The organism is Halostella limicola (genome assembly GCF_003675875.1).
GTDB classification, from domain to species: domain Archaea; phylum Halobacteriota; class Halobacteria; order Halobacteriales; family Natronoarchaeaceae; genus Halostella; species Halostella limicola.
Genome location: NZ_RCDI01000007.1, coordinates 81,140 through 102,309 on the forward strand (window position 1 = coordinate 81,140; position 21,170 = coordinate 102,309).

Annotated in this window: 26 protein-coding genes; 15 read left to right on the forward strand and 11 right to left on the reverse strand. The window is 68.5% G+C overall.

The window, feature by feature from the left end; all coding sequences use genetic code 11:
- The first annotated feature begins 266 nt into the window (after positions 1-266).
- Positions 267-539, forward strand: a complete 273-nt coding sequence (locus D8670_RS19470) for a DUF7967 family protein (protein WP_121819787.1) — start codon at positions 267-269, stop codon at positions 537-539.
- A gap of 27 nt (positions 540-566) precedes the next feature.
- On the opposite strand, the gene D8670_RS19475 is transcribed toward D8670_RS19470, so the two are convergent.
- Positions 567-1,364 (reverse strand): ZIP family metal transporter, encoded by a 798-nt coding sequence (locus D8670_RS19475; protein WP_121819788.1) that lies wholly within the window; start codon positions 1,362-1,364, stop codon positions 567-569.
- A 102-nt stretch (positions 1,365-1,466) separates the two neighbouring features.
- Here D8670_RS19475 and D8670_RS19480 point away from each other — a divergent pair, with 102 nt between their 5' ends.
- Positions 1,467-1,838 (forward strand): cupin domain-containing protein, encoded by a 372-nt coding sequence (locus tag D8670_RS19480; RefSeq protein ID WP_121819789.1) that lies wholly within the window; start codon positions 1,467-1,469, stop codon positions 1,836-1,838.
- Between the two features lie 41 nt (positions 1,839-1,879).
- Here D8670_RS19480 and D8670_RS19485 read toward each other — a convergent pair whose 3' ends face one another.
- Together D8670_RS19485 and D8670_RS21210 are read right to left on the reverse strand one after the other, a co-directional pair.
- Positions 1,880-3,181: an O-acetylhomoserine aminocarboxypropyltransferase/cysteine synthase family protein gene (locus tag D8670_RS19485; protein WP_121819850.1), complete on the reverse strand. Its 1,302-nt coding sequence runs from the start codon at positions 3,179-3,181 to the stop codon at positions 1,880-1,882.
- 116 nt (positions 3,182-3,297) lie between these two features.
- Complete coding sequence (locus tag D8670_RS21210) at positions 3,298-4,281, reverse strand: hypothetical protein (RefSeq protein ID WP_162994382.1); 984 nt, start codon at positions 4,279-4,281, stop codon at positions 3,298-3,300.
- A 195-nt stretch (positions 4,282-4,476) separates the two neighbouring features.
- Here D8670_RS21210 and D8670_RS19495 point away from each other — a divergent pair, with 195 nt between their 5' ends.
- Complete coding sequence (locus D8670_RS19495) at positions 4,477-4,776, forward strand: Htur_1727 family rSAM-partnered candidate RiPP (RefSeq protein WP_121819790.1); 300 nt, start codon at positions 4,477-4,479, stop codon at positions 4,774-4,776.
- Complete coding sequence (locus D8670_RS19500; protein ID WP_121819791.1) at positions 4,773-5,975, forward strand: TIGR04347 family pseudo-SAM/SPASM protein; 1,203 nt, start codon at positions 4,773-4,775, stop codon at positions 5,973-5,975. The genes D8670_RS19495 and D8670_RS19500 overlap by 4 nt, the downstream gene beginning before the upstream one ends.
- A gap of 145 nt (positions 5,976-6,120) precedes the next feature.
- Here D8670_RS19500 and D8670_RS19505 read toward each other — a convergent pair whose 3' ends face one another.
- From D8670_RS19505 to D8670_RS19520, 4 genes are all read right to left on the reverse strand, one after another.
- A complete protein-coding gene (locus D8670_RS19505; RefSeq protein ID WP_121819792.1) occupies positions 6,121-6,627 on the reverse strand; it encodes a halocyanin domain-containing protein in 507 nt (168 codons plus the stop codon).
- 108 nt (positions 6,628-6,735) lie between these two features.
- Positions 6,736-7,107 carry a hypothetical protein gene (locus tag D8670_RS19510; RefSeq protein WP_121819793.1) on the reverse strand — a complete coding sequence of 124 codons (372 nt, stop codon included), beginning with the start codon at positions 7,105-7,107 and terminating at the stop codon, positions 6,736-6,738.
- Between the two features lie 2 nt (positions 7,108-7,109).
- Positions 7,110-8,219 carry a TIGR04053 family radical SAM/SPASM domain-containing protein gene (locus tag D8670_RS19515; RefSeq protein WP_121819851.1) on the reverse strand — a complete coding sequence of 370 codons (1,110 nt, stop codon included), beginning with the start codon at positions 8,217-8,219 and terminating at the stop codon, positions 7,110-7,112.
- Between the two features lie 2 nt (positions 8,220-8,221).
- Positions 8,222-8,587 carry a CGCGG family putative rSAM-modified RiPP protein gene (locus D8670_RS19520; RefSeq protein WP_121819794.1) on the reverse strand — a complete coding sequence of 122 codons (366 nt, stop codon included), beginning with the start codon at positions 8,585-8,587 and terminating at the stop codon, positions 8,222-8,224.
- Positions 8,588-8,675: 88 nt separating this feature from the next.
- Between D8670_RS19520 and D8670_RS19525 the strand changes: the two genes are divergently transcribed.
- Positions 8,676-8,948, forward strand: coding sequence for a DUF2249 domain-containing protein (locus D8670_RS19525; protein WP_205254132.1), 273 nt, complete (start codon positions 8,676-8,678; stop codon positions 8,946-8,948).
- Between the two features lie 113 nt (positions 8,949-9,061).
- On the opposite strand, the gene D8670_RS19530 is transcribed toward D8670_RS19525, so the two are convergent.
- Both D8670_RS19530 and D8670_RS19535 read right to left on the reverse strand, forming a co-directional pair.
- The gene (locus tag D8670_RS19530; protein ID WP_121819796.1) at positions 9,062-9,295 is read right to left on the reverse strand and encodes a DUF2249 domain-containing protein; all 234 of its coding nucleotides are present in this window, start codon (positions 9,293-9,295) and stop codon (positions 9,062-9,064) included.
- Positions 9,296-9,350: 55 nt separating this feature from the next.
- Entirely contained in the window at positions 9,351-9,578 is a 228-nt protein-coding gene (locus tag D8670_RS19535; RefSeq protein WP_121819797.1) for a DUF2249 domain-containing protein, read from the reverse strand.
- A gap of 134 nt (positions 9,579-9,712) precedes the next feature.
- On the opposite strand from D8670_RS19535, the gene D8670_RS19540 reads away from it, so the two are divergent.
- From D8670_RS19540 to D8670_RS19560, 5 genes are all read left to right on the forward strand, one after another.
- Positions 9,713-10,357, forward strand: coding sequence for a helix-turn-helix domain-containing protein (locus D8670_RS19540; protein ID WP_121819798.1), 645 nt, complete (start codon positions 9,713-9,715; stop codon positions 10,355-10,357).
- 46 nt (positions 10,358-10,403) lie between these two features.
- On the forward strand, positions 10,404-10,781 hold the full coding sequence (locus D8670_RS19545) for a winged helix-turn-helix domain-containing protein (protein WP_121819799.1): 378 nt from the start codon (positions 10,404-10,406) through the stop codon (positions 10,779-10,781).
- Positions 10,778-11,050, forward strand: a complete 273-nt coding sequence (locus tag D8670_RS19550; RefSeq protein WP_121819800.1) for a DUF7521 family protein — start codon at positions 10,778-10,780, stop codon at positions 11,048-11,050. Before D8670_RS19545 ends, D8670_RS19550 begins: the two co-directional genes overlap by 4 nt.
- Positions 11,051-11,169: 119 nt before the next feature.
- Entirely contained in the window at positions 11,170-12,069 is a 900-nt protein-coding gene (gene cysK / locus D8670_RS19555) for a cysteine synthase A (RefSeq protein ID WP_121819801.1), read from the forward strand.
- Between the two features lie 124 nt (positions 12,070-12,193).
- Complete coding sequence (locus tag D8670_RS19560) at positions 12,194-12,913, forward strand: halocyanin domain-containing protein (RefSeq protein WP_121819802.1); 720 nt, start codon at positions 12,194-12,196, stop codon at positions 12,911-12,913.
- Here the strand turns inward: D8670_RS19560 and D8670_RS19565 are convergent, their stop codons facing one another.
- A complete protein-coding gene (locus D8670_RS19565; RefSeq protein WP_121819803.1) occupies positions 12,914-13,357 on the reverse strand; it encodes an SRPBCC family protein in 444 nt (147 codons plus the stop codon). It abuts the gene before it with no gap.
- 112 nt (positions 13,358-13,469) lie between these two features.
- Here D8670_RS19565 and D8670_RS19570 point away from each other — a divergent pair, with 112 nt between their 5' ends.
- The 4 genes from D8670_RS19570 (at position 13,470) to D8670_RS19585 (ending at position 18,335) form a co-directional block, all read left to right on the forward strand.
- Positions 13,470-13,796 carry a DUF7521 family protein gene (locus D8670_RS19570; RefSeq protein WP_121819804.1) on the forward strand — a complete coding sequence of 109 codons (327 nt, stop codon included), beginning with the start codon at positions 13,470-13,472 and terminating at the stop codon, positions 13,794-13,796.
- Between the two features lie 133 nt (positions 13,797-13,929).
- Positions 13,930-15,834: a DEAD/DEAH box helicase gene (locus tag D8670_RS19575; protein ID WP_205596939.1), complete on the forward strand. Its 1,905-nt coding sequence runs from the start codon at positions 13,930-13,932 to the stop codon at positions 15,832-15,834.
- Positions 15,835-16,121: 287 nt separating this feature from the next.
- Positions 16,122-17,054 carry a glycosyltransferase gene (locus D8670_RS19580; protein WP_121819806.1) on the forward strand — a complete coding sequence of 311 codons (933 nt, stop codon included), beginning with the start codon at positions 16,122-16,124 and terminating at the stop codon, positions 17,052-17,054.
- 396 nt (positions 17,055-17,450) lie between these two features.
- The gene (locus tag D8670_RS19585) at positions 17,451-18,335 is read left to right on the forward strand and encodes a polysaccharide deacetylase family protein (protein ID WP_193569478.1); all 885 of its coding nucleotides are present in this window, start codon (positions 17,451-17,453) and stop codon (positions 18,333-18,335) included.
- A 64-nt stretch (positions 18,336-18,399) separates the two neighbouring features.
- On the opposite strand, the gene D8670_RS19590 is transcribed toward D8670_RS19585, so the two are convergent.
- Positions 18,400-19,374, reverse strand: coding sequence for a DUF1616 domain-containing protein (locus tag D8670_RS19590; protein ID WP_121819808.1), 975 nt, complete (start codon positions 19,372-19,374; stop codon positions 18,400-18,402).
- A 158-nt stretch (positions 19,375-19,532) separates the two neighbouring features.
- On the opposite strand from D8670_RS19590, the gene D8670_RS19595 reads away from it, so the two are divergent.
- Entirely contained in the window at positions 19,533-20,930 is a 1,398-nt protein-coding gene (locus D8670_RS19595) for a right-handed parallel beta-helix repeat-containing protein (protein ID WP_121819809.1), read from the forward strand.
- The last annotated feature ends 240 nt before the right edge of the window (positions 20,931-21,170 follow it).

Genomic DNA, 21,170 nt, shown 5'->3' on the forward strand with positions numbered 1-21,170 from the left:
GATTGGGGGCGGCGGCCCGTTCCCGTGGGCGACGGCGGCGGTGAAACGTCCTCGCCGCCGGCGAGACGCGGAGAACGGCCGGAAGCGGCGCTGGTGGCGGCGGAAAAACGAACGAAAACGTCCGCGAACGGGCTGTAGAGTGGGCTTACCCGCCGTTAGACCCCGTTTCGGACACCGGGCGGACACCGTCGAGCGCCGACGGCGACGGACGCCCGAGGTACGGGAGATCCGCGACTACTAAGCCGCTGACGGCGCAACCGCCGCTCGTGACAGACGAGACGACCCGCGCGTGGCTGGTCGAGCGAACCTTCGTCCGGGACGAACTCGGGCTCGTGTCGCTCGTCTACGCCACGCCAGACGGCGAGCGGTACGTCCAGTTGCAGCTGTCGGCGAGCGGCCGCGCCGGGGTCGGCGCCGACGTGACCAGGGAGCTGGCGGTCGAGGACCTCCAGTCCGTCGACGACCCCGAGCGCGTCGAGCGGTACGCCAGCGAGGCCGAGCGCATGGCCGAGCGCCACGACCCGGACGAGACGGTGTAGCCGTCGCGGAACGCGGAACCGGGTCGGCTACACGACCGCGAGCGGGAGCATGAGCGCGACGCCGGCCGCGAGGCCGGCGAGGAGTTCCTTGCGGCCCCCGCCGGGCAGCGACGCACCGATAGACAGCGCCTCCGGGACGAACTCGGTCGCGACGAGGTAGATCATCGCCCCGGCCGCGAAGCCGAACCCGAAGGGGAGGAACTCCCGCGCTACGCGGACGAAGGCGAACGCCAGCACGGCGCCGATCGGCTGGGGCAGGCTGGAGAAGACGGCCCACCAGACCATCTTCCACTCGCTCACGCCGAGTTCGCGCAGGGGGATCGAGATAGCGACGCCCTCGGGGACGTTGTGGATGGAGATGGCGACGGTCATGAAGACGGCGAGCACCGGGACGGTGAAGCCGAGCAACGCCGGCCCCTGACCGATGTTTAGGTCGGCGAAGGCGACGCCGACGGCGACCCCCTCCGGAAAGCTGTGGACCGTGAGCACGCCGAGTATCAACACGAGCTTCTTGAAGCCGGCCTCCTCGTACTCCCGTGGGTCGACGTCCGCGCCGCTGATGACGTGGTGAGCCACCACGACGAGGACGACCCCCGCGAGGAGGCCGGGCGCGATGTCCGCCGCGGTCCCCTCGGCGAGCCCCTCGAATATCAGGCCGAACACCGACGCCGAGACCATGATTCCGGAGGCGAGCCCCCAGAGCGCGACGTTCCAGCGGTCGCTCACGTCGTCGACCAGGAAGAAGGGGATCGCGCCCAGCCCCGTGGCGAGCGCGGTGACGAGTCCGGCGACGAAGACGAGCGTCAGGTTCGCCAGCAAACCCATGGTCGGATTTCGCCCCCCGGGGCGATAACTCCCGCGACTGACGGGTTCGGCCCGAACGTGTTCGCGGTAACCCCGACGCGGCTCTCGGGGCAAGGGAGAGGTATGGTCGCGACCGACTTCGACAACGAGCGAACGTACGACGACGCGCAGTTCACCGCCCGGGAGGCATTCCGGAGCGACCGGATGAAGGTCGTCCTCGGCTTCTTCGAACCGGGGCAGTTCATCCCGGTCCACGCGCCCGACAGCGACGTGGCGATAACGGTCCGGAGCGGGCGAGGAACGATCCGCGACGGCGAGACCGACCGCGAGGTGAGCGAGGGCGACGTGGTCGTCGTCCCGGCCGGGGAGGCCCGCGGCGTCCGGGCGGCGGACGAGCGGCTGGAGGCGACGCTCGTCACCGCGCCGCCACCGAGCGACGCCGACCACGAACTCGTCCGCGAGGGCCTGCGCCGCGGCGAGTTCGACCCGCGCTGAGGAAGTGGGCCGCCCCGTCTACCTGACCGCGCGCCGAGTCCTCACCGCACCGCCTCGATGGCCGCGTCGAGGTCCGCGATCACGTCGTCGGGGTCCTCGATGCCGACCGACAGGCGGACCATCTCCGGCGTGACGCCGCTCGCGCGCTGCTCTTCCTCGGTCAGCTGCTGGTGCGTGGTGCTCGCCGGATGGATGATCAGCGTCTTCGCGTCGCCGACGTTAGCGAGCAGGCTGGCGAGGTCCGTCGCCTCGCAGAGGTCGCGGGCGGCCGCGTACGCCTCGTCGCCGTCGCCCGCGAGGCCGAAGGTGATCATGCCGCCGTACCCCCCGTCGAGGTACTCGGACGCCTCGGCGTGCGTCTCGTGGCCCTCCAGTCCGGGGTAGTTCACCCACTCGACGGCCTCGTGGTCGTCGAGGTACTCCGCGACGGCGAGCGCGTTCTCGCAGTGGCGCTCCATCCGCAGCGGGAGCGTCTCGACGCCCTGAAGCGTCGTCCACGCGTCGAACGGCGACTGCTGGTTCCCGAGGTCCCGGAGGCCGCGGGCCCGCGCGGCCATCGCGAACGCGGCGTCGCCGAAGCGCTCGCGGAAGTCGACGCCGTGGTACGCCGGGTTCGGGCCGGCGATCTCCTCGTAGCCGTGCTCCTCCCACGGGAACGTGCCGCCGTCGACGAGGACGCCGCCGATGGTCGTTCCGGAGCCGTGGAGCCACTTCGTCGTCGACTCCCAGACCACGTCCGCGCCGTGTTCGATCGGCCGGCAGAGGTAGGGCGTAGCGAACGTGTTGTCGACGACCAGCGGGACGCCGTTCTCGTGGGCGACGTCGGCGAGGCGCTCGAAGTCCGGCGTCACCAGTGCCGGGTTGCCGATCGTCTCGCAGTGGACGAAGGCGGTGTCCTCGTCGATCGCTTCCGCGTAGGCGTCGTAGTCGAGGGTGTCGACGAACCGCGCCTCGATCCCGCGCCGGGCGGCGGTGTGTTCGAGGTAGGTGTACGTGCCGCCGTACAGCGAGGCGGCGGTGACGACGTTGTCCCCGACCGACGCGAGCATCGTCGTCAGCAGGTCGAACGCGGCCATCCCGCTCGACGTGGCGACCGCGCCGGTGCCGCCCTCGAGGCTCGCGAGGCGCTCCTCCAGCGTGCCGACCGTCGGGTTGCCGATGCGGCTGTAGATGAACCCCTCCTCGTCGAGGCCGAAGAGGTCCGCCGCGTGGTCGGCGTCGTCGAACACGTACGAGGTCGTCTGGTAGATCGGCGGCGCTCGCGACCCCGTGGCGGGGTCGGGCTCCTGGCCGTCGTGCAAGCTCTGCGTCTCGACGCCGCGATCGTCTCGGTCGTCTGCCATGTGCTGACGGTTCTCCGGCAGCGGCGAGACGGCTTCCCCGAACACCTTCGCGCCCGCGCCGAATCGGGAAAATATTGCGAGTAAGCGCCCCTACGCCGCGACGAGGCGAGGCCGCGCTAGCACTCCCCCACCGCGAGCACCAGTGGCCGGTCCATCGGGACCTGTCGTACCTCAGGGTCGCTCGCGTCCCCGGAGAGGACCTCCCACCGCTGGATGCCGCCCTTGTCGAACGGATCCAGCTCGGCGTCCTCGTTGAACCGCGGGTCGATCCGCAGGCGGAACTCGTCGGGCAGGTAGCCGAGCGCGCCGCCGTCGTTCCGGGAGCCGACGCCCCACGCCCAGTCCGCGCTCGCGGTCCCGTTTTCCACGGCGAACTCGTCGGTCGCGCCCTCGTAGCCGTCGTCTCTCACGACCCACGCGGCGTCGTCCGGGACGCCCTCGACCCGGAAGCTGACGGCGCCGCCCCGCGCGGTCTCGCCGCTGCCGTGGATCATGACGAGACTCAGCCCATCGGGCCCCTCGTAGAGGAACAGCCGCGAGGTGTCGGGCTTCTCCAGCCCCGTCGGCGTGGTCGACTGCTGGGAGTTCTTCTTCCCGGCGTCCGGCTCGTACCCGTAGAAATCGACGACCGACTGGTCCCGATAGCTGAGCGGTTCGAGCGAGAAGCACTCGGGGCGATCCTCCGACTCGTCGCCGCTTCCGCCGCCTCCTTCGTCCCCCGACGCGCTCTCCGCGCTCTCGGCGCCCTCGCCGGTCGGGTCCGCGACTCGCCGCCCGTTCACGAAGACGTCGACGCCGTCAGCACCCGAGAAACGCTCGATCTCGCCGGCGAACCAGTAATCGTCGACCCCACCTCTCGCCAGGAACCCGAGCCCGTCGTCCTCGTACACGATGTCGCTGAAGTCGGCGGCCTCCCCCTCGACCACGTCGTCGGAGACTGCGAACCGGTACTTCGTGACGATCCGGTCGCTCTCCACCACGAGCCGATTCGGATACCGGCCGGTGCCGGGGCTGTACGCGTGGAACTCGGACTCGCCGCGGTCGGCAGCGGCCGCCGTCGGGAGTCCGGTCGCCGCCGCGCCGACGCCGAGCGCTCTCAACAGCTGCCGCCTTGTGATGCTGTGCGGTAACATGGTTGTACTGCGGTGCGGAACGCTACTCTCAACCACACAGCGCCGGGTATACCTTTGGTCGGGCCGCCTGACACGCCGCCGCGGCCGAACACGTTCGCGGGGGATTCTCAGCGGGCGGGAACGCGCGCGGTCGGTTTTGTGGGTGCGCCCGAACGCTCGCGTATGGTCGAGAAGGCACGCCGGTCGAACGTCGGAGAGCACCCCCGCGGGGGGGACCAGCGCGAGTGGGAGGTGTTCGTCCGCGAGGACGAGGGCAACCCGATGCAGCACGTCGGAAGCGTCTCGGCCCCGTCCCCCGAGGTGGCCCACGAGCAGGCGACGCGCCTGTTCGCCTGGTTCGCGGAGGACGTGTGGATCTGCCCCGCGGACGAGACCCACCGGTTCTCGACGCACGACCTGGACGACGAGGCGACGCCCGCACCCCATCCCGACGGCGAGGAGGGGCGGACCCACGAGCTATGATCTCCGTCAGCAAACTCCTCTGTGACCTCGACGCGGAGGGCGACGGCCTGCGCTACGACGCGGCCGACGAGTCCGACGCCGACCAGATCCGCGAGCGCAAGCAGCGCCGGCCGGTCGTCGTCTGGAACCTCACGAAGCAGTGCAACCTCTACTGCGAGCACTGTTACGCCGCGGCGACGCAGGAGCGCGCCCCCGGCGAGCTCTCCACGAGCGAGGGGAAGCGCCTGCTGGAGGACCTGGCCGACTACGGCGTCCCGGTCGTCCTCTTCTCCGGCGGCGAACCGCTCGTCCGGGAGGACCTCCCCGAACTCGTCGCGTACGCCGACGACCTGGGCATCCGGCCCGTCCTCTCGACCAACGGCACGCTCATCACGCCCGAGAAGGCCGCCGAACTGCGCGACGCCGGTCTGGCGTACGCGGGCGTCTCAGTCGACGGCCTCCGCGAGCGCAACGACGCGTTCCGCGGGAAGGAAGGGGCGTTCGACGCCGCCGTTCGGGGCATCGAGGCCTGCCTCGACGCCGGCCTGAAGACCGGACTGCGCTACACCATTACCGAGCGCACCGCGCCGGACCTGGAGGACGTCGTCGACTTCCTCTACGACGTGGGCGTCGACCGCTTCTGCTTCTACCATCTCGACTACGGCGGCCGGGGCGCGGCCATCCGCGACGCCGACCTCGATCCCGAGGAGAAGCGCCGCGCAGTCCGACGGGTCTGCGACATGACCCGCGAGTACCACGACCGCGGCGAGGAGATAGAGACCCTGCTCGTCGGCAACTACTGCGACGCCGCCTACCTCGTCGAATACGCCCGCGAGGAGCTCGGTGGGGTCGCCGGGGCCCGCATCCGGCAGTACCTCCGCCGCAACGGCGGCGACCCGGCGGGTGAGCGCGTCGCGGACGTCGACTACCAAGGCAACGTCCACCTCACGCAGTTCTGGCAGGGGTACTCGCTGGGCAACGTCCGCGACCGCCCGTTCGGCGCGATCTGGGAGGACGACAGCAACCCCCTGCTCGCCGCGCTCCGCGAGCGCGAGGACCACCTGACCGGCAAGTGCGCGGACTGCCGGTATCAGGACGTCTGCCGCGGCGCGTCCCGATTGCGCTCGCTCGGGGCCCACGACCACCCGTTCGGCCCGGACCCCCAGTGTTACCTCACCGAGAGCGAGATCCGCGCGCCAGAGGCCGACATACGCGGCTGAGTCGCCCGCTGGCGACTTCGAATCTCCTTTTACTGCCCGAGAGGACGGACGCGGCGCCGCGAGCGGCGGACCTGCCGCTTCGCTGCGGCGGCGATCGCGATGAACGGCGAGAAGCAGGTGGGATGACAGAGTACGGACGCGGATGCTACTCCACGATGATGGCGCCTTTCATCCCCACCGACTTGTGGGGCGTGCAGACGTACAGGTACTCGCCCGCCTCTTCGAAGGTGTGTTCGTAGGTGAACCCGCCGTTCTCGAAGTCCTCGTGACCGCTCCAGTCCGTCGGCACGTTCTCGGCGACGACGTTGTGGTTCGGGCTGTCCCACTCCCACACGACGGTCGTGCCGGCGTCGACGCGGACCGCCGCGGGGTCGAAGGAGTTGTTCCCGCCGGGACCGACCGCGACCGTCACCTCGTCGGCGCCCGTCTCGTCGACGACGCCGTCGTAGTTGTTGGCGTCGCCGAGGAAGTCCGCGACGGCGTCCGGGGCGCCGCTGCCGCCGTCGCCGCCGTCACCGTCTCCGCCGCCGTTGCCGCTTTCGTCGCCCTCGTCCCCGCTGGCCGAACATCCGGCGAGCAGCGTGGCGGAGGCGGCTGTACCGGCGGTCGCTACGAGAAATCGTCGCCTGTCGAGCGTGTTGTCGTGGGTCATCGGTCTACACTCAGACGGAGGTGGGCCGACTACTTATCCCGGCGGGCGCTCTCTCCCTTGTCGGGAATGGGGCAAGGATTTATAAGTGGGCTCGCCTGAAGTCCGGAGTTAGTCCCGCTCGCCGTTCGACTCGTCGTCGCGGTCGTCGCCGAACAGCTCCAGCACCGCGGCCGTCGCCCGCTCGTCGTCGGCGGCGCGGAGCGCGCTCGTCGTCGGACCGACGAGCGCCGCGGCGATGCGCTCGGTCATGCGTTCGACGGCGCGGCGCTGGTCGTCGGTGAGGTCGTCCGTTCCCTCCAGCCGCCGGATCGCGGCCGTGAGTTCGTCGTGGCGGATCGACTCCGCGCGGCGCCGGATACGGGCGGCGGCCTCGTCGGCGTCCGGGCCGCCGGTAGTCTCTGCCGTCTCGTCTCCGTCGCCGTTCGGGTCCGTTGCGGTCGCATCTGTCGCGGCCGCCTCCGTCGCGGTCGTGTCGCTCATGGTCAGTCCGCCGACGCGGGGTCGGTCGGGGAGTCCCAGGGGAGCGGTCCGTCGTACTCGTCGGGCACGTACGCGCACAGCGGGTCGCTCGCGAGCGGGTCGCCGGTGTGTGCGTACGCCCGCGAGCGGCTTCCGCCGCAGACGCCCCGGTACGGGCACGCACCGCATTTCCCGCCGAACTCGTCGGGGTCCCGGAGCGACTCGAACAGGTCGGAGTTCCGGTACACGTCGACGAGGCTGTCCTCGCGGACGTTCCCCGCCTCGGCAGGGAGGAAGCCGGAGGGGTACACCTCGCCGACGTGGCTGACGAACGCGAACCCGTTCCCGGCGCGGATGCCGGTCCGGCGGCCGACGCCGTCGCGGTCCGGCGCAGCGGTACCGTCCTCGCCCGACAGTTCGAGGCCGACTCGGCGGTAGTGGGGCGCCTCGGTCGTCTTCACGCCGAACGGTGCGTCGTCGCTCACCTCGTGGAGCCACTCCATCACCCGCTCGGCTTTTTCCGGCGCCACCGGGTCGAGCACCCGCCCCCGGCCGACGGGGACGAGGAAGAACACTGACCAGAGGACGGCGCCGAGGTCCGCGACGAGGTCCCGGATCGCCGGCAGTTCGTCGACCGTATCGGCGCAGACGGTCGTGTTGATCTGGAGCGGCAGCCCTGCCTCGCGGGCCGCCTCCGCGGCCGCGACCGTCTGGTCGAAACTGCCCGCCTCGCCCCGGAAGGCGTCGTGGCTCGCGGCGCTCCCGCCGTCGATACTGAGCGCCATCCGCCGGAGACCAGCGTCGGCGAGGTCCTCGATGACCGCGGGGGTCAGCGACCCCGTCCCGCTCGGCGTGAGCGTCATCCCCAGCCCCTGCTCCGTCCCGTACTCGACCAGGTCGATCAGGTCGTCGCGTGCCAGCGGGTCGCCGCCCGACAGGACGACGAGCTGTCCATCGCCGAACTTCCGGGCCTCGTCGAGCAGCGCCTTCCCCTCGCTCGTCGTGAGTTCGTCGGGGTGGCGGCGCTCCTGAGCGTCCGCGCGGCAGTGCTCGCAGGCGAGTTCGCACGCCTGGGTCACCTCCCACACCAGCACGAACGGCCGCTCGTCGAGGTCGACGGCGCTCGGCCGCACGCTCACCCCTCCTCCGACGTGGTCTCCTCCGTCGCAGCGGCCTCCGGGGCTCCCGTCTCGGCGTCGTCGCCGACGCGGGCGCGGGTTACGTGCCCCCCGCAGCCGCACTGCTCGACGTACTCCAGGTCGACGCCGTCGAACGCCGCCCGGAGCTCCTCGTACAGATACGTTTCGGGGTGCCCGTGGTCCCCGTGCGTGACGAGGTTGACGTGGTTGCCCGGGGCCGTGTGGGTGACGGCATCTCTGGCCTGCTCGACGACGAGGTCCCGGTCCTCGGCGTGGACCGGCTTCTCCAGGTTCGCCGACCAGGAGTTGTCGTGGACGCGGTCGGTCACCGGCTCGATGTCGTCGTGTGATACGGAGCCCATGGTCGTGAGATGGCGCTCCCCGGCGGAAACCCGTCCCCCGAACCTGTTCGGGGCAACGGCTTGTCCCGTCACGGCCGAACCGTCGCACATGTCCGAAGCGACCGGCCCCACGGACGACCAGCTCGCGGCCATCAACGCGCCGACCGACCGACCGCGCGAACTGCTCGACGCCCGCGAACTCCCGCCGCCGCAGCCGCTGAAGCGGACGCTGGAACTGCTGACGGAACTGGACGACGGGACCCTGCTCGTCCAGCTAAACGACCGCGCGCCGCAGCACCTCTACCCGAAACTGGAGGACCGCGGGTACCGGTACGACACCATCGGCGAGGACCCGGTCGTCACGGCGGTGTGGAAACCGTAGGTTCGGTGAGAGCGGTGGTCGGTGCGGTAAGAGACGATAGGTGCAGCGAGAGTCGATAGAGACGGCGGGAGGAACAGCGGGTGCGGAGGGAGGGGATCCGTGGGTGCGGTGGTTTACTTCTTCGGGAGCGTCGCGACGAACTCGTTCTCGTCGCGGCGTTCGACCTCGTACCCCTCGGCGTCGAACGACTCCACTTCGGCTTTCATCTCGTAGAACAGGGGCTTGGGTTCGTGGTCGTTGACCAGCGTCAGCGCCTCGCCGCTGTCTAGATCCCCGAAGGCGTCGTGGATCTTGGGGTGGCGTTCCGGCGGCGGCACGTCGCGCAGGTCGAGCGTTCGGTCCGTCATGCGGGCGAAGCTTCTCTCCCGTCGTGCGAAGTCATTCCTCCGAACGTGTTCGTGCTCAGGCGTGCTCGATCTCGACCCGCCACTCGTCGTCGGCGACGCGGTCGGTCTCGTACGTAAACCCCCGCTGTTCGAGCACCTGATACAGCGGCTCCGGTTCGAAACTGTTGACGAGGACGAACGTCTCGTCCGCGTCCAGGGCGTCCAGTTCCGCCACGATGTCGCTGAACGGTTCCCCCTCGATCTCTCTGGCGTCGAGCGTTCGGTCGGGCGTGTCGGTGCTCATCGCGTCCGTCCCTTCGATCGGTTGTGTCCTTGCCGTTCTCCCGACCATGTTCGCTGGCCCGTTCGCGTCGCCTTCCCTGTTGACCGAACAAGTTCGGGAATACTTATTGTCCCCCGCCGTTCAAACGTCCGTACATGCCCCAGGCGCAACTCACGCTGTCGATACCCGAGCAGACCTGGATCGGTGACCTCTCCAGATCCTACCCCGAGGCGCGCGTCCGGATCCTCGCGGCGCTGGCCGGCGAGTCCGCCGGGGTCGGTCTCGCCGAGATAGCGTCGCTGAACCTCCCCGACCTGATCGGCGAGATGGCAGCGTACGACGAGGTGACCGACGTCGAGCTCCTGCAGGAGTACGAGGACGAGGCGCTGGTGCAGTTCGAGACCACGATGCCGCTGCTGCTGTTCGCGGTGCAGGACTCCGGCGTCCCGCTGGAGATGCCGTTCGACATCGAGGGCGGCGAGGCCGAGTGGACGCTGACGGCGCCTCAGGACCGGCTCTCGGAACTGGGCGAACAGCTCGAGACGTTCGGCGTCACCTTCACCGTCGACTACGTCCAGCAGACCATCGAGTCGGACAACCTCCTCACCGAGCACCAGTTAGAGCTCGTCCGGACCGCCGTCGCGGAGGGCTACTACGACACGCCGCGGACGTGTTCGCTCACCCAGCTCGCCGAGACGCTCGACATCGCCAAGTCGACCTGTTCGGAGAGCCTTCACCGGGCGGAGGAGAAGATCGTAAAGCAGTTCTTGCAGGACGCGGACGCGATGCCCGAACGGTGACCGCGTCCCGAACGAACTTTACGTCCTTCATGCTACATCTCCGATAATGGTGCGGGACCCCTTTCGCGACGACGACGCGCCAGGTCTACAGGATGTCCTCGACGCGCTGGACGACCCGGACTGCCGCGCCATCATCACCGAACTCGAAGCGCCCATGACAGCAAGTGAACTCTCCGACGCGGCCGACGTACCGCTGTCGACCACCTACCGCAAGCTCGACCTCCTCACGGAGGCGTCGCTGCTCTCCGAGATGACCGAGATCCGGTCCGACGGTCAGCACACCACCCGCTACGAGATCGACTTCGAAGAGGTCCGGATCGCCCTCGACGAGGAGCAGTCGTTCGAGGTGGGGATCGCCCGCCCCGAGCGCTCGCCCGACGAGCAGCTCGCCGCGATGTGGTCGGAGGTGCGCAAGGAGACATGACGCATCCCTTCATCATCGTCGGCCTCAAGACCGCGACGCTGTTTCTGGGCGGCATGATCACCTTCTACGCCTTCCGGGCGTACCGGCGGACGCACTCGCCGGCGCTGCGGGCGCTCGCCATCGGGTTCGGCGCGATCACGATCGGGTCTCTAACGGCGGGCGCGATGGACCAACTGCTCGCCGTGGACCGTCAACTGGCGCTGATCGTCGAGAGCGGCCTGACCGCCATCGGGTTCGGGGTCATCCTCTACTCGCTGCACGCGGACTAGGGGCGTTCCGTCCGACGTTTTTGAGCCCCGGAACGGTGGTGTACCCGTGTGGGTAGCCGACACACTCGCTCGAACGCGTTCGGGAGTAGCGCCACCGTCTCCCGGGGTCATCTCCCGGTATGGCGCGCATCGTTGACGACGCGACGGAACTCGTCGGATCGACGCCGCTCGTCCGCCTGAACTCCTTCGGCGGCGTGCTGGCGAAACTGGAGCAGTACAACCCCTACTCCGTCAAGGACCGCATCGCCCGCGAGATGGTCGAGGCGGCCGAGGCGGCCGGCGAACTGGACGCGGACGCGACGGTCGTCGAGCCGACCAGCGGCAACACGGGGATCGGCCTCGCGTTCGTCTGCGCGGTGGAGGGGTACGACCTGACGCTGACGATGCCGGAGTCGATGAGCGAGGAGCGGCGCAAACTGCTCGCGAGCATGGGCGCGGACCTCGTGCTGACCGACGCCGACGACGGGATGAGCGGCGCTATCGACGCCGCGAAGGAGCGCAGTCGCGGCGACGACGCCGTGATGCTCCGGCAGTTCCGGAACGAGGCGAACCCGCGCGCACACCGCCTCACGACCGGCAAGGAGGTGTGGGAGGCGACCGACGGCGAGGTCGGCGCGTTCGTCGCCGGCGTCGGCACCGGCGGCACCGTCACGGGCGTCGCAGAGTACCTGACCGAGATCCGCGACGCGGACGCCGATATCGTCGCGGTGGAACCGGAGCGTTCGGCGGTCCTCTCCGGCGAAGAACCCGGCGACCACGGCATTCAGGGGATCGGTGCGGGGTTCGTGCCCGAGGTGCTGCGCGAGGCGCTGATCGACGAGATCGAGACCGTCCACCGCGAGGACGCCGTCGCCGCGGCGCGCCGCCTCGCCCGCGAGGAGGGGATCGTCGCGGGGCTCTCGTCCGGGGCGGCGCTGGTCGCGGCCGAGCGCGTTGCCGAGCGCGACCCAGACGGTCCGGTCGTCACCGTCCTCCCCGACTCGGGCGAGCGGTACCTCTCGACGGACCTGTACGAGTAGTCCGCGACGTGCCGGTCGCCGGCGGGGCGGTTCGTCCCCCGGCGCGAGGGCGCTCGTGGCCTTCTCGCGCCGTGGGAATTTCGATGCCGGTATTAGTGGGTCCGCACGTACCTCAGAACACACTATGACCGAGAACGCTTCGACGACCGCCGTTGGCCGCCGCGATCTGCTGAAGGCGGCCGGCGCTGCCAGCATCGCCGCGACCGCCGCTGCGGCCCCCGGGAGCGCCCAGGAAGACGGCTACGGCGACTGGTTCAGCGACGTCAGCAACTTCGACGGTACCGAGGACATGACCGGGCAGGACCAGGTGACCGTCGAGGTCGGCGTCGAGGCCAACGACGGGTACTTCGGGTTCGGCCCCGCCGCCGTCCGCGTCGACCCTGGCACCGAGGTTGTCTGGGAGTGGACCGGGCAGGGCGGACAGCACAACGTGGTCCACGACGGCGGCCAGTTCGAGAGCGACCTCGTTCAGGAAGCGGGATCGACCTTCTCGCACACGTTCGACGGCGAGGAGGGCGTCTACCTGTACGCCTGCACCCCCCACCAGTCGCTCGGTATGAAGGGCGCGGTCGTCGTCGGCGACGTCGAGGTCGACGACGAGGCGGCCGGCGGCGGTGGCGGCGGCGACGGTGGCGGCGGCGAAGGCGGTGACGGCGAAGGCGGTGAAGGAGGCGGCGAGGAGAGCGACTACGGCGGCGGCGGCCCCGGCATCGACGCCGGCGACTTCGACAGCACGCTCGTCGGCGCGAGCATGGTCGCGGCATTCGTCTCGCCGCTCCTCTTCGCGATCTTCCTGTTCACTCGCCGTCGCGGGTCGGAGTCGGAAGCCCACTACCCGAAGTGATCACTCGCCGGCGAGGTACGCGAGTTGGGCGGTCAGCTCCCGGCGACGCTGGCGCGCGATGATCGTCGCGTCGAGCAGGTCGCCGAGGGGTCCGGCTCCGACGGCGAACTCCGTCGTCGCGGTGAGGGTGGTCGCCCCCTCGCGTTCGTCGCCGGCTCCCCCGCTCTCATCCCCGCCCTGGGACTCCGTGACCTCGTACCGGGTCACCATCTCCTCGAAGATCCCGTCGACCTGCTCGTAGGCCAGGGCGGCGTCGGACTCGATCACCGACACCGTCAGTTCCATCGTGGCGAGGCTGACGTGGTTGACCACGCGGACCCGGTCGCCGTCGACGTGCACCTCGTCGAACCCGGCGGCGTCCATGAGCGCGTCGAGGTCCCGGAGGCGGTCGACCGCGAGTTCGGGCGAAACGTCCGCCGTTCGGGAGACGGAGACCGTCTTCATGTCCCTGGGTTCGCTTCCGGGACGCTTGAACTACGCGGTGGGTTTTCACTGGGTGAGAATGCCCGCCTGTTTATACCTCACTGAACGGCGCAGTCGTCGGTAGGCAGATGCCATGTATCCACAAGAACTCGTGATCGTCGCGAGCAAGACGGCGACGCTCCTCTGTGGGGGCCTCGTGACGACGCTCGCGTACCGGGCGTACCTCCGGACGCGCTCGCCGGCGCTGCGGGCGCTCGCGTTCGGTCTCGGCTTCGTCACCGTCGGCGCGCTGATCGCCGGCGGCCTTCACCAGCTGGTCGGCGTCCCCATCGAGACGGGCATCGCGGTCCAGGGCGCGTTCACCGCGCTCGGGTTCGTCGTGCTCGCGTACTCGCTGTACGCCAACTCCGCGACCGAGGAATCGCGCAGTCCCGTCTCCGGCGACGAGATCGGTCGATAACGCCGCCCCAACGCCGCGTGATCGCGGCACGGATAGCCGCTGGTCCGTCCCCGCCCGCGTTTCTCGCGTGGCCCTACGGCCCCGCCCGTCGCGACCCGCAAGCCGTTTGTTCGCCCCGCCGCAAGGGGTGGCAGTGACCGATTCAGAGGAGCCGAACGCGGAGTCCGACCCGTCTTCGGATCCGGAGCCGGATCCGACCACGGACGCGGAACCGGAACCGAACCCGAGTCCGGACGCGGACCCGGTATCGCTGGACGCGTTCCACGACGTGCTGGAAGACCGCGATCGCCCGGTCGTGACGGCGAGCGAGGTCGCCCGCCGGCTCGACCGCTCGCAGGCCGCGGCCGACGACGCCCTCTCCGCGCTCGCCGAGTCGGACGACGTCGAGCGGCTCGACGTGGAGAACGACCCCGTCGTCTGGTTCCCGTCGGACTGGGCCGCGCTGGCCGACCGCGAGCGCGTGACCCTGTTCCCGGAGCGCCGCGAGATCGTCGTCGACCAGCCGACGCAGTTCACCCGCGCGCAGCTGTCGCAGTTCGCGCACCTCGCCGACACCAACGGCTCCGGCGGCTACGTGTACGAACTCCGGCGGGAGGACGTCTGGCAGGCGCCGTACGACTCCCTCGACGACCTGCTCCGGACCGTCCGGCAGGTCCTGCCCGAGTCCTCGCCCCACGTCGAGGCGTGGATCGAGGACCAGTGGAAGCGCGCCCACCAGTTCGTCCTCCGGACCCACGAGGAGGGCTACACCGTCCTCGAAGCCGCGAGCGACGACCTGATGGGCAACGTCGCCCGACAGAAGCTCGACGACGGCCAGCTGCGCGCGCCCATCGAGGACGACGTCTCCTGGGTCGCCGAGGACCGCGTCGCCGAGGTCAAGCGGATCCTCTACGAGGCGGGCTACCCGGTGCAGGACGAGCGCGACCTGGACGAGGGCGACGCCCTCGACGTGGAACTGAACGTCGACCTGCGACACTACCAGCGCGAGTGGGTCAGCGAGTTCACCGACGTGAAGTCGGGCGTGCTCGTCGGCCCGCCCGGCAGCGGCAAGACCGTCGCCGCGATGGGCGTGCTCGCGGCGGTCGGCGGCGAGACGCTGATCCTCGTCCCCAGCCGGGAACTCGCCAGCCAGTGGCGCGACGAACTGCTCGCCCGCACGACGCTCACCGCCGACCTGATCGGGGAGTACCACGGCGGGAAAAAGCAGATCCGGCCCGTCACCATCGCGACGTACCAGACCGCGGGCATGGACCGGCATCGGCAGCTGTTCGACGAGCGCCGGTGGGGACTCATCGTCTACGACGAGGTGCACCACGTGCCGTCGGCGGTGTACCGCCGGAGCACCGAACTCCAGACCAAGCACCGCCTCGGCCTCTCCGCCACCCCGATCCGGGAGGACGACCGCGAGAAGGACATCTTCACGCTCATCGGGCCGCCCATCGGCACCGACTGGGACGCGCTGTTCGAGGCCGGGTTCGTTCAGGAACCGGAGGTCGAGATCCGGTACGTGCCCTGGGGATCCGACGAGCGACAGGAGGAACACGCGAGCACGAAGGGCCACGACCGCCGGCAGGTCGCGGCGACGAACCCCGCGAAGCTCCGCGAGGTGCGCCACCTGCTCGCGACCCACCGCGACGCGAAGGCGCTCGTCTTCGTCGAGTACCTCGACCACGGCGACGCGCTCGCGGAGGCGCTGAACGTCCCCTTCCTCAGCGGCGAGACGCGCCACGCGCGCCGCGAGAAGCTCCTCTCGGAGTTCCGCCACGGGCAGCGCGACACGCTCGTCATCTCCCGGGTGGGCGACGAGGGGATCGATCTCCCCGACGCCGACATGGTCATCGTGGCTTCGGGCCTCGGCGGATCGCGCCGCCAGGGTGCCCAGCGCGCCGGCCGGGCGATGCGACCGGCGGGCAACGCCCTGATGTACGTCCTCGCGACCCGCGGAACGACGGAGGAGGACTTCGCGAAGCGCCAGGTCCAGCACCTCTCCGCGAAGGGGATCCGCGTCCGCGAACAGGACGCCGAAACGGCGGACTGACCCGCGGGCTCTCGATCGCTGCTCGCACGGCGGGTCGTCGGCCGCGAACTGTTGATCAGTCGCGAGGAAGCGATGGCCTAACGCGGATACGAACGTGATAACAAAGGCCGGATCGACACGAGTAATACGTACTCACTATGCTCCATCGGTTCACATACTTCGATGACTGCGTCGCTCTCGCTTCGGCACGTCTCGACCCCAGAGACCGGTGCGGCAGGGGAACCGGCCGCGAGCATCGCCTCGAACCGCTCACGGGCCATCGCGACGGCCGATGTCCCTCGTGACTGATGCGCGTTCTACAACTCGTCACGAACGGCGGCGCGCGCTTCTTCGAGCAACAGATCGAGGCGCTCGAGGCCAGAGGGGTCGAGTGCACGACGCTCAGCCTCTCGTCGAAGACGCAGCAGGACGCCGACCAGACCCGTTCGATCGGGACGTACTTCGAACTGTACCCCAAGGTCCTCAAGCAGTCGTTCGAGTCCCACGACCTCGTCCACGCGAACTACGGTCTCACGGCGCCGCACGCGCTGGCGCAGCCGAACCTCCCGGTCGTGCTCTCGCTGTGGGGGTCGGACCTGATGGGGCCGGCCGCCCCCGTCTCGAAGTTCTGCGCGCAGTACTGCGACGCGGTCATCGTGATGTCCGAACGGATGGCCGACGAACTCGACTGCGACTGTTACGTGATCCCGCACGGGGTCGACCTGAACCGGTTCCAACCACGTTCGCCACGGGAAGCGAAGGAGGAACTCGGCTGGGACCCCGACAAGAAGCACGTCCTCTTCCCGTACGCCTCCGAGCGGGAAGTCAAGAACTTCTCGCGCGCCGACCGCGTGGCCGCCGCCGCCGACGAGCGCGTCGACGCCGACGTCGAACTACACCAGGTGTACGGTATCCCGCACAAGCGCGTCGCCGTTCACATGAACGCGGCCGACGCGCTCCTCATCACGTCGAAGCGGGAGGGCTCCCCGAACACGGTCAAGGAGGCGCTCGCCTGCAACACGCCGATCGTCTCGACCGACGTCGGGGACGTCCCCGAGCGGCTGGAAGACGTCCACCTGTCGCACGTCGGCCGTACCGACCAGGAGCTCGTCGACGCGCTCGTCGACGTCCTGGTCGCCGATGAAGCCTCTGACGGCCGGAAGGAGGCTCAGGAGATAAGTTTGGAACGCATGGGCGAACGCATCGCGGGCGTCTATCAGGACGTCCTCGCGGACCAGTAAACGGAACGGAAAGCGTGACCGAACGAACGTCGCTCCGAGCGGATGACGGCGGGTCCGCGAGCGGCGGCACGATACCGGCGCGTCTCCTGCCCGCCGCTTCGGACTACGCACCCGGATCGCAGATCGGCACTGTCATTTTTTCCTTCGTAGACGGATCCTATCGGAAATTCGGCCGATCTCCCCGTTCGCCTGCTCGCTGTAAGGAGCTTATAACAACAAACCAATACGAGCCAGTAACACGAAAATGATATCTCGGATCGAGGGTCGAACGAACCGTAGCGAAGGCGCACGCGGCCGACGCCGTTCTACGAGCGCGGTTTCCGCAGCCGGCGTCGGGTCCAGGGCCACCTCGGCGCGGCGCGGCGACCAACTGTCGGACGGGGTGGATCGCTCGTGATGGAGGACGCCGAGTACGCGCTCTGTCTCACCCACGACGTCGACCGTCCGTACAAGACGTACCAGTCGCTGTACTACGCGATCACGGAGCGCGACCCGTCTCACCTGCGGTCGCTCGCCCCGGGTGCGAACCCGTACTGGCAGTTCGAGACGGTGATGGAGTTAGAGGAGGAGCTCGGCGTGCGGTCGGCGTTTTACTTCCTCAACGAGAAACACCTCTTCCGGGAGAAGTCCCCGACCGACTGGTTCCGGCTGGAAAACTGGAAGCGGTACATCGGCCGGTACGATATCGAGTCGCCGGAGATGGTCGACGTCATCCAGACGCTCGACGACGGCGGGTGGGAGATCGGGCTGCACGGCTCTTACGAGTCCTACACCGACCCGGAGCGCCTGAAATACGAGAAGGAGGCGCTCGAGGACGTCCTCGGCCACTCGATCACCGGGTGCCGCCAGCACTACCTCAATCTCTCTATCCCCGAGACGTGGCGATACCACCGGGAGATCGGGTTCCAGTACGACGCCAGTCTCGGAGCGAAGACCGAGTACGGCTTCAAGTACGGCGACGACGTCAAGCACCCCTTCGACGACGAGTTCGCGGTGTTCCCCCTGACCATCATGGAGGTGGGTCTCCCCGGAGTGTCGACCGACATCGAGGGCGCCTGGGAGGAGTGTCGCCGCATCCTCGACGAGGCCGGGGAGCGCCAGGCCGTCGTCACCATTCTCTGGCACCTCCGCATGTTCAACGAACAGGAGTTCCCCGGGTATCGCCGTCTCTACCGTCGTATCGTCGAATACGCGCTCGAACAGGGCGCGTGGGTGGGCCCGCCCGAGGAACTGTACGAGGAGATCGTTCAGGAGGGCACGACCCCAAACACGCTCGGATAGCCCTTTCTGGATACCGTTTCGTGTCGGGCCTTCGCCCCCTTACGTACGAGGGGGTGCGGCCGGCTTACTCGGTCGAGATTTCGAGGTAGACGGTCCGATAGGCGTTCTCCATCGACGGGTCTTCCGGAGGCTCGCCCTTGTAGAGGAGGACGGCGACTCTGATGTCGTCGCCCGTCATCTCGGGTTCGAGCGTGAGCCGTTCCCGTGTGGACTCGTTTTGGCCGACGCTGGCCTGGAACCGCTGGAGCTCTTCGGTCTCCAGGACCGACGCGTTCCCGTCCGAGAAGTCGACGCGCTGGGTCTCTACGACGGCGGTGTACTCCACGGGTTCGCCCTCGTGGTTCGACACGCCGACGGTGAGCGGGAGTTCGCCGTCGCCCCCGACCTCCGTCGTGTAGTTCGTGGCGACGAGTTCGCCCGACTCGTTCTCCGAGAGGAGATAGAGTTCGGTGTGAGGGTCCTCTTGCGGGGCCTCCGCGACGGCGTACGCACCGGTCGCCAGCACGACCAGGAGCGCCCCTACGGCCATGACCGTCCACAGCTGCTCCCTGCCGGGCTTGCGGACGAAGTCCCCCGACAGCACGGACGCGACGGCCGGCCCCACCGGGAGTTCGTAGCGGCGGTGCCGGTCGATCTGCCCCCGACGAACGGCGCCGACGAGGAGCAGAACCGCCGACAGCACGCCGACGATCGCGACGAGCGGAACCGGTTCGATCCCGACGGGCGTGAAGTTCAACGCGATAGCGATAGTGCTGACGAGCACGATAGTCCCGCCGAGCGAGTACGCGAGCCGCTCGGCGACGTTTATTCCGCCGGAGAACGGCGACGCATCGTACAGCGGCGTGTTGTCCGACTTCGAGGGCCGGCTGGGAAACAGCACCGTCGTCAGGGCGTATCCAGGAACGAACAGGAGGAGGGGGAGGCCGAAAAGGACCTGTAGCGGCCCGATCTCACTCGTGACAGCGAGTGCTGCCCCCACGATCACCAACAACAGTAACGGGACGTCAAGCGGTACCTTCTCGGTCAGACCGTCAGTCATTCGCCTCTTTCTGAGCCGACAACAGCACTTTGTTATACTCTCTATTCTAGTGGTAACTCGGTCAAAAATGTAGATGAGTATTCATAAGGTAGGTTTCGGGACGGCTAACAGCCCTATTCCGCTCATAACAATGTGGTCAGGATACCAGAGGGGCGGGTGTGGACGAGAGCGGGGACAGTCCTTCAGTAGACCGTCGTCGGTTTCTCAAAGCGCTGGGAGCCACGGCAGCGACGGGAGCGCTCGCGGCGTGTTCGCGACGGCAGGACTCCCCCGACGAGGAGGACCAGGAGCGAACCGTCGCCGGAGAGATCTCCGAGTACGCGGAGAGCGGCGCGGACTCGCGGACGTTTCTCGACCAGTTCGAGAACATCGTCGACGTCGCCGCCGTCGCGGAGAGCGACGGGGGCCTGACGCCTTTCGACCCGGTGGTCGAGGAGCACGGCGTCGACAGCACGCTGTTCATCTTCGGCGACGGCCGGTACGAACTCGAGGAGATGCATTTCACGGACGTCGAGCGCGTCGGCATGATCGCCGCCGACGGGGCCGAGCCGGCCATCGTTCCGGGCGGCGAGGTCCGAAGCGATACGGACTGGGTCTCCCTTATCGACGCCGACCACGTCTACATCGACGGGCTCCGTCTCGACTTTCGCGACGACGGTACGGGGGGCGAGATCACGATCGCCGGTTCGGGCGACATCACCGTCAGAAACGTCTCGGCGATCGGGCGGTTCAACGCCGACAACCACAGCGTCTTCCAGATAGAGACGTACGACGGTCGCGCCGTCTTGGAGTCCGTGGAGCTGCGGGGCGACCCCGATTCGGAAGCGAGCGTGAGCGGCGTGTACGTCGGCCGCAACCACTCAGGCGTGATCACGATCGAGAACTGCGTGTTCGAGGACTTCTCGAACAACGGGATATACGCGTCTGATCCGGGTCGGTCGGACGGGGCGGGGGGCGTCGTTCACGTCGACGACTGTCTGCTCAGGAACAACAACGTCGCTTCGGTCCGCCTCGGCGGTCCGGGGTCGTCGGTGCGGAACACGCGGATCGAAGTCCCACGTGCGCCTCCGACTCACGGGACTGGAATGAACGCACGCGGGATCCGACTCCGCACCGGACACGACCACGTCGTCGAGAACTGCACCCTCGTGTTCGGGTCCGATGCCGGCTTCTCCTACGGCGCGATCAAGTTTCACCCGGAGTCGGGCGGTGCGACGATTCGGGACACTGACGTCCGGATGGACGCCGATTATCCGGCCATCAACACGGAACCGCCGGCAGGCGACCGCGACGGTTCGGTCACGGTAGAGAACGTGACGATAACTGGCGCCGCCAACGGCGGGCGAGCGGTCGACGTGGTTGGCCGCCCGGGGTCCGTGATCCGGCAGTCCTGTATCCACCAGACGGGCGACCATCGGAACGGGATCGTGTTCACCGACGCGGACAACTGTCAGGTAGCGAATACGACGATCACGGTATCTCGCGACGCCATCGTCACTCACAACTCGTCCGTCGAGGTCGAGAACGTCGAACGTGGCCCCACCTGCGGGGAGTAAGCGGCCGTTAATGGGGGTATTAACGGCGGTACGGAGATCATAAATCGGAGCTTGGAAACCGCAGCCCCCGGATCCGTGCTCCTGCCCGCGGTAGGATCGCATTACTCCACTCCGTAATAGATGCTTCTCGAGAGAGTTGTCTCATTCGAGAATGGTAATTAAATAATGCGTACTGGTGGCCATTACGACGTTCTTACTCTAATGTGGTTATGATACCGTAAGAACAGTAATTAAGTAATG

Bases quoted from the DNA above. Each gene is read 5' to 3' on its own strand.
- D8670_RS19475 (WP_121819788.1), bottom strand. From the start codon at position 1,364: ATGGGTTTGCTGGCGAACCTGACGCTCGTCTTCGTCGCCGGACTCGTC.
- D8670_RS19480 (WP_121819789.1), top strand. From the start codon at position 1,467: ATGGTCGCGACCGACTTCGACAACGAGCGAACGTACGACGACGCGCAG.
- D8670_RS19485 (WP_121819850.1), bottom strand. From the start codon at position 3,181: ATGGCAGACGACCGAGACGATCGCGGCGTCGAGACGCAGAGCTTGCAC.
- D8670_RS19495 (WP_121819790.1), top strand. From the start codon at position 4,477: ATGGTCGAGAAGGCACGCCGGTCGAACGTCGGAGAGCACCCCCGCGGG.
- D8670_RS19500 (WP_121819791.1), top strand. From the start codon at position 4,773: ATGATCTCCGTCAGCAAACTCCTCTGTGACCTCGACGCGGAGGGCGAC.
- D8670_RS19505 (WP_121819792.1), bottom strand. From the start codon at position 6,627: ATGACCCACGACAACACGCTCGACAGGCGACGATTTCTCGTAGCGACC.
- D8670_RS19510 (WP_121819793.1), bottom strand. From the start codon at position 7,107: ATGAGCGACACGACCGCGACGGAGGCGGCCGCGACAGATGCGACCGCA.
- D8670_RS19520 (WP_121819794.1), bottom strand. From the start codon at position 8,587: ATGGGCTCCGTATCACACGACGACATCGAGCCGGTGACCGACCGCGTC.
- D8670_RS19525 (WP_205254132.1), top strand. From the start codon at position 8,676: ATGTCCGAAGCGACCGGCCCCACGGACGACCAGCTCGCGGCCATCAAC.
- D8670_RS19530 (WP_121819796.1), bottom strand. From the start codon at position 9,295: ATGACGGACCGAACGCTCGACCTGCGCGACGTGCCGCCGCCGGAACGC.
- D8670_RS19535 (WP_121819797.1), bottom strand. From the start codon at position 9,578: ATGAGCACCGACACGCCCGACCGAACGCTCGACGCCAGAGAGATCGAG.
- D8670_RS19540 (WP_121819798.1), top strand. From the start codon at position 9,713: ATGCCCCAGGCGCAACTCACGCTGTCGATACCCGAGCAGACCTGGATC.
- D8670_RS19545 (WP_121819799.1), top strand. From the start codon at position 10,404: ATGGTGCGGGACCCCTTTCGCGACGACGACGCGCCAGGTCTACAGGAT.
- D8670_RS19550 (WP_121819800.1), top strand. From the start codon at position 10,778: ATGACGCATCCCTTCATCATCGTCGGCCTCAAGACCGCGACGCTGTTT.
- cysK (WP_121819801.1), top strand. From the start codon at position 11,170: ATGGCGCGCATCGTTGACGACGCGACGGAACTCGTCGGATCGACGCCG.
- D8670_RS19560 (WP_121819802.1), top strand. From the start codon at position 12,194: ATGACCGAGAACGCTTCGACGACCGCCGTTGGCCGCCGCGATCTGCTG.
- D8670_RS19565 (WP_121819803.1), bottom strand. From the start codon at position 13,357: ATGAAGACGGTCTCCGTCTCCCGAACGGCGGACGTTTCGCCCGAACTC.
- D8670_RS19570 (WP_121819804.1), top strand. From the start codon at position 13,470: ATGTATCCACAAGAACTCGTGATCGTCGCGAGCAAGACGGCGACGCTC.
- D8670_RS19580 (WP_121819806.1), top strand. From the start codon at position 16,122: ATGCGCGTTCTACAACTCGTCACGAACGGCGGCGCGCGCTTCTTCGAG.
- D8670_RS19585 (WP_193569478.1), top strand. From the start codon at position 17,451: ATGGAGGACGCCGAGTACGCGCTCTGTCTCACCCACGACGTCGACCGT.
- D8670_RS19590 (WP_121819808.1), bottom strand. From the start codon at position 19,374: ATGACTGACGGTCTGACCGAGAAGGTACCGCTTGACGTCCCGTTACTG.